The organism is Mycobacteroides sp. PCS013, assembly GCF_049532645.1.
Classification (GTDB): domain Bacteria; phylum Actinomycetota; class Actinomycetes; order Mycobacteriales; family Mycobacteriaceae; genus Mycobacterium; species Mycobacterium gwanakae.
This window is the reverse complement of the sequence record NZ_CP150131.1, coordinates 740,953-753,430: the sequence shown is the minus strand read 5'-3', so window position 1 is coordinate 753,430 and position 12,478 is coordinate 740,953. Positions and strand designations below refer to the sequence as shown.

Sequence of the window (12,478 nt, the reverse complement as noted above, 5' to 3'; positions counted from 1 at the left end):
GAATAGCTGAGTCTGTTCGCATCGTAATCATCACCGCCATATCCGATGAGGTATTGACGGAACCACAACGTTCTCACGCCGTCAGCGCGGCCAAGCGGTCCAGGTTGCGCAATGTCGTGTCGCGGGAATCCACCGGCAGCCCCAACAGCACACGATGCACGCCAAGGTCGGCTCGGCGTTCGATATCTCCAGGCTGGGGTGCCAGGATGGTCGCGGTTACCGGAACCGTCGGCTTGCCCATCTGCGCTGCCAGCAGGTTGAGTTCACCGATCCCCTTCTGAAGCTCTTCGACTCCAAGCATTGTCGGTGCCATCCAGCCGTCGGCGTGGTCAAGTATCCGCTCGTGGGTAGACCGCCCCCAACCTCCTAACCACACCGGCGGGTGTAGTCGTTGAACAGGCTTGGGCCAGGAACGGATCGAATCGAAAGCCACATACTTGCCGTGAAATTCGGCCTCTTCTTCCGTCCATATCTTCTTGACCGCTTGGATGCGCTCGCTCTGCAATGCCACCCGCGTGCGCGGGTCGGTGCCGTGATTTCGTATCTCCTCGCGCAGCCACCCGACGCCGATTCCCAGTTCCAGCCGTCCGCCCGATGCCCTGTCCAGGGTCGCGGCTTCTTTGGCGAACGTGATCGGATCTCGCTGAACAAGCAGCGCCACAGCGGTACCGATGCGCAGGTCCCTCGTCGCGGCCGCCGCGAAGGATAACGCTACGAACGGGTCGAGGGTGCGGCAATAGTCGTGGGGTATCTCATCCCAACCGTCATGGATCGCTTCGATCGTCACGGGAATGTGCGTGTGCTCTGGCACGAAAAGGGATTCGAAACCGCGCGTCTCGATCTCGACCGCTAGTTCACCGGGCTCCAGGCTTTCGTCGGTGAGCGCGGTGAAAACACCAATCCGCATGAAGCTAAACCTCTTTGTCGTCCAGCGGCGGTACCGCTGCGGAAAGGACCTCGAACTCGGCATCGCTCAGCGCGATGTCCGCCGCGGCAACGTTCTGCGCGAGGTGCGCTTCCGACGATGTTCCCGGGATCGGCAACACAATCGGTGAGCGGCGAAGCAGCCATGCCAGGGCTATCTGCGCTGGGGTACGGCCGTGGGCATGCGCCACGAGATCCAGAGCACCGCCGGGACCTTCCAGGCCCTCGGTAGCCAGCGGGAAGTATGGGATGAACGCGATGCCGTGAGCAGTGGCGTAGTCCACCACGTCAGCCGCTGACCGATTGGCGAGGTTGAACAGGTTTTGCACCGAGGCGATGGGCACGATCTGCCGTGCCGCGTGCAACTGGCTCACCGAGACTTCTGAGAGCCCGATATGCCGGATCTTGCCTTCGTCTCGCAGGAGCTTGAGTTCGCCGATCTGGTCTTCGAAGGGAACAGTGGGATCGACTCGATGCAGCTGCAGCAGGTCGATGCGTTCCAGCCTCAGGCGACGCAGGCTCATTTCCGTCTGCTGGCGCAAGTATTCGGGCCGCCCCAACGGAATCCAGCCCCACTCCGCCGGGCCAGTGCGTACGAGACCGACTTTTGTGGCGATCGTGAGATCACCGGGATACGGGTGCAGCGCCTCGGTGATCAAGTCTTCGACGGTCTGCGGGCCGTACGCATCAGCGGTGTCCAGAAAATTGACTCCTAGCTCAACCGCGCGTTTGAGCACCCGCACCGCCGATGCCGGATCTCGCGGCGGGCCCCACACCCCTGCCCCGGTCAGCTGCATCGTGCCGTAGCCAAGCCGATTAACGGTGATATCGCCGCCGAGAGTGAGCGTTCCCGCTCCGACGGGCCGTGTTGATGTCACGATTCGATCCTGCGCAATCTGAACTCATGAGGTGGCGAATATCGCTCACCTCACATGGATTTGGATGTGATTACTGCGATTCGGGCTGCTGGTCCAACGCAAGCCGGGCCAGTAGCTCAAGCCCATCGGCATCGGCGCTGCCAGGGTCGCCCGAGTAGATGAGCAGCTGCTGCCCCGGTGCCCCACCTACCGCGAAACTGTCGTACTGAAGGTTGATGTCCCCGACCTGGCTGTGGCGGAAGCGTTTGGTCCCGCTCGTGCGCGGCCGGACGTCATGCTGCATCCACACGAAGGTGAAGACGTCGCTCTGAATCGTCAACTCACCCACAACTTCTGCTATGCGCGGGTCATCACGAAACGACACCGACATCGCGCGCAGGTTTCGGGCGGTATCCCGCGCAACGTCGTCCCATTCTGCGTAGAACTGCCTGGCCACCGGGTCGAGGAAGACCATGTACGCCAAGTTGTCCACTTCCGAGAAGTCACTGTAAAGAGCCTGCGCGCGAGTGTTCATGGCCAGAATGTCCAGCGCCGGGCTGATTACCAATGCCGGGGCGTGCACCACGTTGTTGACGATCCTCATGGTCCCCTCGCTGGCATCGCGTAGGCCAGCCGCATCGGGTGCTGCTCCAGACGGCCGCGCAAGGCTCGCCAGGTGTTCAGTCGCATGCGTATCCAACTGCAGTGCACGGGAAATCGCCCGCAGCACCTGGTCTGAGGGATGCCGCTCACGCCCTTGTTCAAGCCTGCTGTAGTAGTCGGCACTCACCCCGGCCAGCGCGGCAACCTCTTGCCTGCGTAGGCCCAAGACACGGCGCGGCTCATCCTCCGGCAGCCCCGCTTGCCGCGGCGAGACCAGAGCACGGCGCGCCTTCAGAAAGTCGCCCAACTCATTTCGCCGATCCATGTCCTCAACATACTCACGGCAAAGCGACCCAACCAGGGTGTAATACACCCACCCAGTGACGCATCACCTCGGCCGCAACAGGTGCCTGGGTAGGAGCAGCACACCCTTCCACGCCGACGCGCGCAAATCTACGCTGAAAAGCAATCAGATAGAGGCGAAACATATTGCGGCCAAACGAAAGAGAGGAATCAATGGGCATACTGGCAGGCAAGACGGCACTTGTCACGGGCGCGTCGAAGGGAATCGGGGCGGCCATCGCGCGAGACCTCGCGTCGGCGGGCGCGCACGTGGCAGTCCACTACTCGTCAAGCAAGAGTGGCGCTGATCATGTCGTGAAGTCAATACGCGACGCTGGCGGACAAGCCTTCGCGCTCCAAGCCGATATCTCTGATCCGGCCAGCGTCAAAGGACTGTTCGCCGAGCTCAGCACTCAGTTCGAGGCACTCGACATCCTGGTTAACAACGCCGGGGTGTACGAGATGGGCGCGGTTGAATCAGTGACGGCAGATGAACTTCAACGCCAGTTCGGCCTGAACGTCTTCGGCCTGACCATCACAATCACCGAAGCACTCGGCAGCGCCCTTGGACCCGGCTCGAGCATCGTCAACATCGGATCGAGTGTCACTAGCTTCACGCCCGCCAACTCGCTGGTGTACACCGCCTCGAAGGGGGCGGTGGACGCGATCACCGGCACACTCGCCAAGGAGCTGGGCCCACGAGGCATCAGGGTGAACTCGGTCAATCCCGGCTTGACCGTGACCGACGGCATGCAATCCAGCGCCTTCTCAAGCCGCGAATTCCGCACCGAGATTGAGAAGATCACACCCCTTGGCCGGATCGGCATCCCGGAGGACATCGCACCAGCATTGACATTCCTGGCCTCGGACCGCGCCTCGTGGATCACTGGAGAGATCCTGGTCATCGGTGGCGGCCTGAACTAAACGGCCCTTCTTCGCCCGTTCGCCGATGTAGGGCCCGCTCCCCTGGCAATAATGCTGGTGGCCGGAAGGAATCAACGATGGGCAAGCTATGCACCAGGATCGTCGTCGGGATCACTGCCGCTGGCATGTCAGCTGGCGGCCTGTTCGGCATGGGGACTGCGCAGGCTAATGACCACACATTCCTGGACAGCCTGCGCGCCGCGGGAGTCTTCATCCACAAGGATGCCGAACCGTATGTGGTTCAGGCGGGACACCAGGCCTGCCGCGATCTACGCAACGGTGTGCCACCCGAAGAAGTGGGATCGCAGTTCCCGGTGGGCTCCGGTGTCGCGCCCGCACCCGCCCCCAACGTGTATGTCGACATTCTGCAAAGTGAGCTGTGCCCGAATGCGCTGAACCCCGCGCCACCCCAGCCGGCGTAACCGTTCTCCGCGACCTTGCTGAAGCAGCAGCGGCCTCGTTGATGTAGCAGTGGCTACCCGGACACACGACAACCATTCGACCTGTCAGAATGTTTGCTGTGAACATTCGGTTGCTACTTGCTCCGCGGTGGGTGCGCTGGTTGGTGATGGTCGCCCTCATGACAGCAATCGGCGGCCCGCTGTGGATCTTCCTCATGCCCGACGACGGATCGGACTGGAAAGCCCGCGCGGTGCAGATACCGGTGTTCAGCATCGGTGTTGCAACCCTGCTCATCGTTGTTCAGGAACGATTCCGCCAGTCCTTTCTCGCCGTCCTTGATGGGTTGGACGCGACGCAGCGACGCCAGGCCATCGGGGCAACCCAGCGCGGTGCCGCACCCACCGAGGCGCCGGTGCTGTCGGCGGCTGTGCGGCTGTGCGCGCTCCTTGTTGGAACCAGGCTGCGGACACCCACATGGGCGCGATGGGTCGCATACCTAGTTCCAGCAGGTGCAGCGCTCATCGCAGTCGCCCGCCTCGTAGATCACGATGTCTGGCGCGCCATGGCGTGGCTTGCGGTGGCCGTGCTGATGGCGGTGATTTTTTGGTGGGATGCACGCACATTGCGTCGACTGCAACAGCAGCTGAACCTGTTACGTGCCACAGCTGCCTCGTCACTCGGAGACGTTCCCGCCCTCGCCGAGTCCGAGTACCCGTCGGTGACGCCGTCACGGAAGGTGTGGCTGATCGTCGTCGGCGTCGTGATCGCCATGTCCGTAATCGCCGGTGCCGCCGCCTATTCAATGGAGCGCACGCAGCCCGGACATGGCGTCACAAAGGACAGCGAATGCGGTAAGGCAATAGCAACCCTGGCTGTCTTCAGCGAGCGCGAGGATCTCACGGACTCTCGATCTATCCTCCCCGGCGGGCCGAGCCTGGCCGACTACGAGAAGTGGTCGAACGAGATTCGCACTCGGGCGGCTCAGGTGACCAGATCCGATCTGGCGCCGCGGGCACAACACGTTGCCGAGTTGTCGGAGCACGCCGTCTCTGTTGTCCGCCAGATCCGTCAAGAACCAGGAACGCAACTCGAGCAGCTACGGCAGCAAGACGCCTACACCAAGCTCATCGCTCAAATGTATGACGAAGCGGCGGTAGTTCTTGACGTATGCCATAGCTGACCGGCACTCACCCGCAGTCGTACTGCACTCCGATACCGCGCGGCGGAGTTGCCCGCTTGGTGCATCCGTACACCTCAAGCTCGTCGCTCATTCGGATAGCCGAGTGATGCGGGTAGTTCACGCAACACAGACCCTTCTGGTCCGATCTGCATTGGTAGTCACCAAATTTCAGCCGCTTGCCGTGTTCCAACGGCAGGCCCACTCCCTCGCTGAACGGCCCGGGGTCTCCATGCAGGCTGCCCACGGTGACGGTCGCTCCATCGAAACTCACCCAGCCCGAGATCCATTGGCCGGGTAAATCGGGAGGACGGGGCGGCGCATTGCGAATCCCCGGCAGACAGGACAGCGGCATCTTGTACTTGAACGCTGTGATGCATCCCCCGATGATCCGGGGGCCAAGCTCACCGGGTGAGCGGAACGCCACCCCACCTTCGGATAGCTGAGACGGTGCGCCGTCCTGATCGACCGTGCGAAATTTCTCGGCGTCGACGGGCTCACCCGCCTCGATCCAACGGGTCACCGACTCCACGGACGCCTCCGTGCCCGGGGCTGTCGTGGCCGTCGACGTCGTTGTTGCCGGCGCCGTGGACGGTGCGCTGGCGGATGGAGATGTGGAGGAGGTCGGCGCCTGCTGCTGCGTGTGTGCGACACAACCCGCGACCAGGAAGATCAGGCACAACACGCTCCAGACACGCACCCGGTGAGCGTAGCTTGTCCTCCGGATTGGGTAGGGTCCCTCGGCGTGACTCAGAGCGTGACCGTGAAATCTGTAAATGCCCGCCTCGCTGCTGAACTGGAGGTCGCCGAGGCCCAGGTCGCGGCGGCTGTGCGGCTGCTCGACGAGGGCGCGACGGTCCCGTTCATCGCGCGTTACCGCAAGGAAGTCACCGGCAGCCTGGACGACGGCCAGCTGCGCAGTCTGGAAGAGCGGCTGCGCTACCTGCGGGAACTCGATGAGCGCCGCGCCGCGGTGCTGTCCTCCATCGAGGAACAGGGCAAGCTCACCGACGAGCTCAAGGTGGCACTGCTCTCGGCCGATACCAAGGCGCGTGTCGAAGACATCTATCTGCCGTACAAGCCCAAGCGTCGCACCAAGGCGCAGATCGCCCGTGAGGCTGGGCTGGAGCCGCTGGCCGACCGGCTGCTGGCGGACCCGAACCTGGTGCCCGATGAGGTGGCCTCCGAGTTCCTCACCGAGGAGGTCGCCGACGCCAACGCCGCCCTCGACGGCGCGCGCCACATCCTGATCGAGCGCGCGTCCGAGGATGCCGAGCTCGTCGGCGCCACTCGCACCAAGTTCTGGGCAGACGGCGCGCTGCGCACCGCCCCGTGGTCGGAGGACGCCGCGAAAACCGAAGCGGCACAGAAGTACCGTGATTACTTCGAGTTCTCCGAATCCCTGGAGACCATGCCCTCGCACCGCGTGCTCGCCGTCATGCGCGGCGAGAAGGAGCAGGTCCTGGCCCTGAATTTCGACGGCGGCGACGACGCACCATATGAGGCCATGGTCGCGCAGTCGCTCGGGGTCAACCTGACCGCCAAGACCCCGGCAACGCCGTGGCTGGCCGGTACCGTCCGGGTCGCCTGGCGGGCCAAGCTCATGTTCTCTGCCTCCGTCGATGCCCGCCTCAAGCTGCGTCAACGCGCTGAGGAAGACGCCGTCGGCGTCTTCGCCCGTAACCTCAAGGATCTGCTGCTCGCGGCCCCCGCCGGCACGCGCGCCACCCTCGGCCTGGACCCCGGGTTCCGGACCGGCGTCAAGGTGGCCGTGGTGGACGGCACCGGCAAGGTGGTCGACACCTGCGCGGTCTACCCGCATCAGCCGCAGAAGAAGTGGGACGAGGCCAAGGCCACGCTCGCGGCGTTCGTCGCTCGCCATGGTGTCGAGCTGATCGCCGTCGGCAACGGCACAGCCTCACGCGAAACCGATGCCCTGGCAGCCGAACTCATCGCCGACATCAAGGCCGCCGGTGCCAAGGCCCCGACGAAGGCGATGGTCAGTGAGGCGGGCGCATCGGTGTATTCGGCCTCCGCTTACGCCGCGCATGAGCTCCCCGAACTCGACGTGACGCTGCGGGGTGCGGTCTCGATCGCGCGGCGCCTGCAAGATCCGCTGGCTGAACTCGTGAAGATCGAGCCCAAATCGATCGGCGTGGGGCAATACCAGCACGACGTCACTCCCGGCACCCTCGCGCGCAGCCTCAATGCCGTCGTCGAAGACGCGGTCAATGCCGTTGGTGTCGACCTGAACACCGCCTCGGTACCGCTGCTGGCGCGAGTCTCCGGGGTGACGGAATCCCTGGCAGAGTCCATCGTCGCGCACCGCGAGAAGGTGGGTGCATTCCGTAGCCGCAAGGGCCTGTTGGAGGTTCCCCGTCTGGGCCCCAAAGCCTTTGAACAGTGCGCCGGGTTCCTGCGTATCCGTGAAGGCGACGACCCGCTCGATGCATCCGGCGTGCATCCCGAGTCCTACCCGGTGGTGCGCAAGATTCTGGACCGCTCCGGTGTCACCCTCGCCGAACTGATCGGCAACGAGCGCTCGCTGCGCTCGCTCAAACCCGCCGATTTCGCCGACGACCGGTTCGGGATTCCTACCGTGACAGACATTCTCGGCGAGCTGGAGAAGCCCGGACGCGACCCGCGGCCCGCGTTCACCACGGCCACCTTCGCCGCGGGCGTCGAGAAGGTCTCGGATCTGAAGGTCGGCATGGTGCTCGAGGGTGTGGTGACCAACGTCGCCGCCTTCGGCGCTTTTGTCGATGTCGGCGTGCATCAGGACGGCCTCGTGCATGTTTCCGCAATGGCAGACCGGTATGTGTCGGACCCCCATGAGGTGGTCAAGTCCGGCCAGGTGGTGCGGGTCAAGGTCACCGAGGTCGACATTCCGCGTCAGCGCATCGGTCTGACCCTGCGCCTCAATGACGATCCGCAGCAGGGTAAGCGTCCCGACCGCGCCAGCACTCCCCGACGCGACGACAGGAATCAGGGACGGCCAAACCAGAACCGCAGCAAGAATTCCCGTCCGCGAGAAGAGACCCGGCCCGGTGGCTCCATGGCCGATGCGTTGCGCAACGCAGGTTTCGGACGGTAGGCGGAACGGAAATCCTCCTCGGGCTTCCGGATCATCAGGACAGCCGGGGTCATACCTGGTTCGATATTGAGCGTTCGTGGGGCCGGATCGATGTACCAAATCACGTATTCGGCAACGTCGATCAGTACGTGATCCCCTTCCTGAATTGTTCGATCGCCAAGCTGTGCCAGGTCAATGAGGGCTTCATCGCCCCTCAGAACACCCAGCTGCCGGACGCGGCCAGCACAAAGCCGTGCGGAGGGAAATCAGCCTGGCCAAGGCTTTGCCAGGCATGGCAGGCGAAGATGAAATCGTCCCCATTGCCGCTACCGCACGACATCAGAATGCTCCGAGTATTGAGGAACACCTGCAATTGTTTCCCGGCAGAAAAGTGCGGGTACGTATTGAGGTCCCCCAAGGAGTTAGATCCTTTGAGGAATCTTGCATAAGGGGCGCCTGAGGTACCGATATCAATACGGGCGATGTTCTCGCCGCTCGGCATTCCCGGCAACTGACCCGCGCAGGCGACATCAGCGGGTGGCATTTGGAAGGTCCCCCATGCCTGCAGACGTAACCGGCAATACACCCCATCGGCGGGCGAGAAGATGTTCTCGATCGGCCACTGTTTCCCGTCGGTCGGATCGAAGCCCGCGGGATATTTGATCGAGGCCATGGGCAGCGAGTCGATGTCCGGGAACGCGGGGTCCGCGTTCGCCGGCGCAACGGAACAAAGTGATCCGACCAGGTTGATCATCAAAATGGCTGTCGCGATGGCTAGCCTGCGCATCCCCCCGGGTCCCATGCCGGATGATGGTACCGAACACCTTTGAGGCGTAGAACCTGGTGATCTCTAGCGCCGTTCACGCTCTTCGGTGCTGGTGCAGAAACGATCCCGCGCCTCGTCGGCCGCGAGACCGGTGCGCGCAAGGTCGTACACCTTCTCCAACTGGCACGGACTCATGCTTCCGTCCATGCCGACTCCATCGTTCTGAACCGACACGATCGGCGCAAGCTCGTCACCATCGAACCGATAGATCCGCGTGAGCCAGCTGCGTGTTGGGCCGGTCCCGTACTCCGCGATAAAACCGTCTCCGGCATGCCAGAAGTCACTGCCGAACAGTGCACCGACATCATGCATCACGTCATCACGCAGGTGCGGAGCACGCACCGCACGGAACTGTGTGGAGTTACCCGTCGTCCGCCACAGCGCCCAGTGCGAATTCGGATGCGCGCCACCGGTGTCCAATGAAAGGAGCAGCTCATCGCGGCCGTCGCCGTCCAAATCTCGCAACAGCATGATGCCGGATTCGAGCGAGTCCTCGATGGCGTGGCTGACCGTTTGAACCATCACTCCGGAACGCGTGAAGATGCGAATCCGGGCAGATGTACCAACAATCCGTTTCTCGAACCGGAGCCCCAGCGCGTCGGTCGAGGTGAACTCGCAGTTCTTGGCACCGGCGCTACTGAGGATGTTCCTGCACTGCGCGAGCGAATCGGTGCCGACACGGCACGACGGCACCCCCGCAGCGCAGAGCAGCGCCGCGAAAACCGCGAACAAGCCTCGTACCCGGAGCACAGTCGCAGCGTAACCGTTCACCGTCAGATGTCGGTGCCCTTGGCTAACCTGACGCCGTGCTCACCACCGTCGCCATCCGGGGATACCGGTCCTTGCGCGATATTGTGCTGCCGCTTACCCAACTCACGGTCGTCACCGGCGCTAACGGCACCGGAAAATCCTCCCTGTACCGGGCACTGCAGCTACTGGCCGACTGCGGCCGCGGCGAGGTCATCGGCTCGCTGGCGCGCCAGGGTGGACTGCAATCGGCGATGTGGGCCGGGCCGGAGTTTCTCAAGGGCGCACGACGCACAGGCGCCGTTCAGCCCACGATCCGCACACGTCCCGTATCCATCGAATTAGGTTTTGCGTCAACAGATTTTGGTTACTTGGTGGACCTCGGCCTGCCGATACCCAGCGATTCCGCCTTCGGCCGCGACCCGGAGATCAAGCGCGAGGTCGTATTCACCGGACCATCGGTTCGCCCGAGTTCGACCCTGGCCCGCAGAACCCGCCCCGTGGTTGAAGCCCGCGCGGAGTCGGGGCGCGGGTTCAAGGATTTCAGTCGCTCGCTGCCGACCTACCGCAGCATGCTCTCTGAATTCCCCGGCAGGTTTCCTGAATTGGGCGCCGTCCGGGACACGCTGCGCGGCTGGCGGTTCTACGACGGTTTCCGTGTCGACATGCTCTCCCCGGCACGTCAGCCCCAGATCGGCACGCGCACAACGGTGCTCTCGAATGACGGCAGCGATGTGGCCGCCGCTATCCAGACCATCATCGAGACTCGCAGTGACACCCTGGACAGGGTCATCGCCGACGCATTCGACGGCGCCTCGGTGGCCGTCGCGGTACGCGACGGGGTCTTTGATCTGCAGGTGCAGCAGGCCGGCATGCTGCGCGCATTGCGTGCGGCCGAATTATCCGATGGCACTCTACGTTTCCTGCTGTGGGCGGCGGCGCTGCTGAGCCCTGAACCACCACCACTGATGGTGCTCAACGAGCCCGAGACGTCGCTGCATCCGGATCTCATCGCACCGCTGGCGACACTCATTCGCGCCGCTGCGGCGAAAACCCAGGTGGTGGTAATCACCCACGCCAATGCGTTGGTGGATCATCTTGCGGCGCGGCCGCTGCGCGAGATCCTCGCCGGCGATGAGGATCGATTCGACGATGCGGGATCAGCGGTGCGGCTCGAACTCGTCAAAGACTGGGGCGAGACGCAGATCGTGGGACTTGACGCGCTGAGAGCCCCGTCATGGCATTGGGGTACCCGATAGGCAGAGGCCGCATCACCACTGGTTGTTGAGCTTGGCGCCCCCACCATTGATGACGCTCTGGTGGCTGGCGTCGCCGGTCTGGGTAACGGCGTGATGATGATGTGCGCTCTGGCTGCCGCCTTCGGCCACGACACTGGGTGCGGCCATCATCCAGAGGGCGGCAATGACGGGGGCGAGAACGGCGAGTGCCAATCCGGCCCAGATGACGACCTTGCCGGCTGCGTTGGCGACGAGAGTGTTCATGGTCATTTCCTTTGCGTTGGAGGATGTCTTGCTCATGAATCAATCGTCGATCTGAGGGAGATCCGGCAGTAGACCTCGCGAATTTGTGGGCTCACAAGGCTGATTTGTGCCTAACATGGATCATGTTGAGCAGCCGGATGCCAGAACTGTCCGCGTTCGAGGTGCTGCTGGGTATCGCAAGGACCGGCAGTCTCGGTGCCACGGGCCGCGACCTCGGCCTGACCCAGCAGGCCGTATCAGCGCGCATCGCCTCCCTTGAAGCACAGACCGGCGTGCCACTGGTCAGCAGAACTCCACGCGGGTCTCAGCTCACCACCACCGGCGTCGCGGTAGCCGAATGGGCCGCCAAGCTGCTGGCGGTCGCCACGCAGGTCGACACCGCGCTGGCATCGCTGCGCGAAGAGAGCCGAGCCCGCGTCAAGGTCGCGGCGAGCCAGACCATCGCCGAGCAGCTGATGCCGCGCTGGTTGGTGTCGCTGCAGGCTGCGGCGACACGCTTGGGCACCTCGGCTGCCACGGTGGTACTCACCGCGACCAACAGCGAGCACGCCGCCGAGGCGGTGCAGGACGGCAGCGCCAATGTCGGATTCATCGAGAGCCCCCTGGCACCAAAGAGCCTGCGCAGCAAAGTGGTGGCCCATGACCATCTCGTGGTCGTGGTAGCGCCGGATCATAAGTGGGCCAAGCGAACCCGCCCTGTGACCCCCATCGAGCTCGCTGAGACACCGCTGGTCGCGCGCGAGGCCGGGTCGGGTACCCGAGACTCGCTGACCGCAGCGCTGCGCACCGCACTCGGCACCGTCGATCAAGCCGCGCCTGCCCTGGAACTGTCCTCCGCCGCAGCAGTACGGGCAGCGGTACGCGCGGGAGCCGGCCCGGCGGTGATGAGTGCGTTGGCGGTCGGCGACGACTTGGCCATGGGCAGACTCCGCGCCGTCGCAGTATGCGATATCGACCTGCACCGCGATCTTCGCGCCATCTGGCGCGGAGCGCGCGTACCACCCGCCGGGGCCGTCCGTGACCTTCTCAGCCATATCGTGGGATTCCGGGGCTCGCGTTGAGAGTTAGTTGCTCCGGGTGAGCCGAAGGGTTGCCAGATAA

Annotated in this window: 13 protein-coding genes; 6 read left to right on the top strand and 7 right to left on the bottom strand. The window is 63.8% G+C overall.

The genetic code is table 11. From position 1 onward, the window contains the following. Positions 1–73: 73 nt before the first annotated feature. From RHO23_RS03720 to RHO23_RS03710, 3 genes are all read right to left on the bottom strand, one after another. On the bottom strand, positions 74–907 hold the full coding sequence (locus tag RHO23_RS03720) for an LLM class F420-dependent oxidoreductase (RefSeq protein WP_070942633.1): 834 nt from the start codon (positions 905–907) through the stop codon (positions 74–76). Positions 908–911: 4 nt separating this feature from the next. Then, positions 912–1,802 (bottom strand): aldo/keto reductase, encoded by an 891-nt coding sequence (locus RHO23_RS03715; protein ID WP_234798284.1) that lies wholly within the window; start codon positions 1,800–1,802, stop codon positions 912–914. A gap of 70 nt (positions 1,803–1,872) precedes the next feature. Beyond that, on the bottom strand, positions 1,873–2,709 hold the full coding sequence (locus RHO23_RS03710) for a helix-turn-helix domain-containing protein (protein WP_070917156.1): 837 nt from the start codon (positions 2,707–2,709) through the stop codon (positions 1,873–1,875). A 191-nt stretch (positions 2,710–2,900) separates the two neighbouring features. On the opposite strand from RHO23_RS03710, the gene RHO23_RS03705 reads away from it, so the two are divergent. The 3 genes from RHO23_RS03705 to RHO23_RS03695 all read left to right on the top strand — a co-directional run bounded on the left by RHO23_RS03705 (position 2,901) and on the right by RHO23_RS03695 (position 5,232). Then, entirely contained in the window at positions 2,901–3,650 is a 750-nt protein-coding gene (locus RHO23_RS03705) for an SDR family NAD(P)-dependent oxidoreductase (RefSeq protein WP_070942635.1), read from the top strand. Positions 3,651–3,727: 77 nt separating this feature from the next. Continuing rightward, the gene (locus tag RHO23_RS03700; RefSeq protein ID WP_064408288.1) at positions 3,728–4,072 is read left to right on the top strand and encodes a DUF732 domain-containing protein; all 345 of its coding nucleotides are present in this window, start codon (positions 3,728–3,730) and stop codon (positions 4,070–4,072) included. 98 nt (positions 4,073–4,170) lie between these two features. Further along, complete coding sequence (locus tag RHO23_RS03695; protein ID WP_064408285.1) at positions 4,171–5,232, top strand: hypothetical protein; 1,062 nt, start codon at positions 4,171–4,173, stop codon at positions 5,230–5,232. 7 nt (positions 5,233–5,239) lie between these two features. On the opposite strand, the gene RHO23_RS03690 is transcribed toward RHO23_RS03695, so the two are convergent. Continuing rightward, entirely contained in the window at positions 5,240–5,929 is a 690-nt protein-coding gene (locus tag RHO23_RS03690; protein ID WP_423488677.1) for a hypothetical protein, read from the bottom strand. A 45-nt stretch (positions 5,930–5,974) separates the two neighbouring features. Between RHO23_RS03690 and RHO23_RS03685 the strand changes: the two genes are divergently transcribed. After that, on the top strand, positions 5,975–8,323 hold the full coding sequence (locus RHO23_RS03685; RefSeq protein ID WP_070942637.1) for a Tex family protein: 2,349 nt from the start codon (positions 5,975–5,977) through the stop codon (positions 8,321–8,323). Between the two features lie 193 nt (positions 8,324–8,516). On the opposite strand, the gene RHO23_RS03680 is transcribed toward RHO23_RS03685, so the two are convergent. Both RHO23_RS03680 and RHO23_RS03675 read right to left on the bottom strand, forming a co-directional pair. Continuing rightward, positions 8,517–9,089, bottom strand: a complete 573-nt coding sequence (locus RHO23_RS03680) for a hypothetical protein (RefSeq protein WP_070942859.1) — start codon at positions 9,087–9,089, stop codon at positions 8,517–8,519. 63 nt (positions 9,090–9,152) lie between these two features. Next, positions 9,153–9,878 (bottom strand): hypothetical protein, encoded by a 726-nt coding sequence (locus RHO23_RS03675; RefSeq protein ID WP_064410223.1) that lies wholly within the window; start codon positions 9,876–9,878, stop codon positions 9,153–9,155. A gap of 56 nt (positions 9,879–9,934) precedes the next feature. Here RHO23_RS03675 and RHO23_RS03670 point away from each other — a divergent pair, with 56 nt between their 5' ends. Continuing rightward, the gene (locus RHO23_RS03670) at positions 9,935–11,134 is read left to right on the top strand and encodes an AAA family ATPase (protein WP_423488676.1); all 1,200 of its coding nucleotides are present in this window, start codon (positions 9,935–9,937) and stop codon (positions 11,132–11,134) included. A 12-nt stretch (positions 11,135–11,146) separates the two neighbouring features. Here RHO23_RS03670 and RHO23_RS03665 read toward each other — a convergent pair whose 3' ends face one another. After that, a complete protein-coding gene (locus tag RHO23_RS03665; RefSeq protein ID WP_064408279.1) occupies positions 11,147–11,413 on the bottom strand; it encodes a hypothetical protein in 267 nt (88 codons plus the stop codon). 83 nt (positions 11,414–11,496) lie between these two features. Here RHO23_RS03665 and RHO23_RS03660 point away from each other — a divergent pair, with 83 nt between their 5' ends. Next, a complete protein-coding gene (locus RHO23_RS03660) occupies positions 11,497–12,438 on the top strand; it encodes a LysR family transcriptional regulator (protein ID WP_423489161.1) in 942 nt (313 codons plus the stop codon). Positions 12,439–12,478 lie beyond the last annotated feature (40 nt).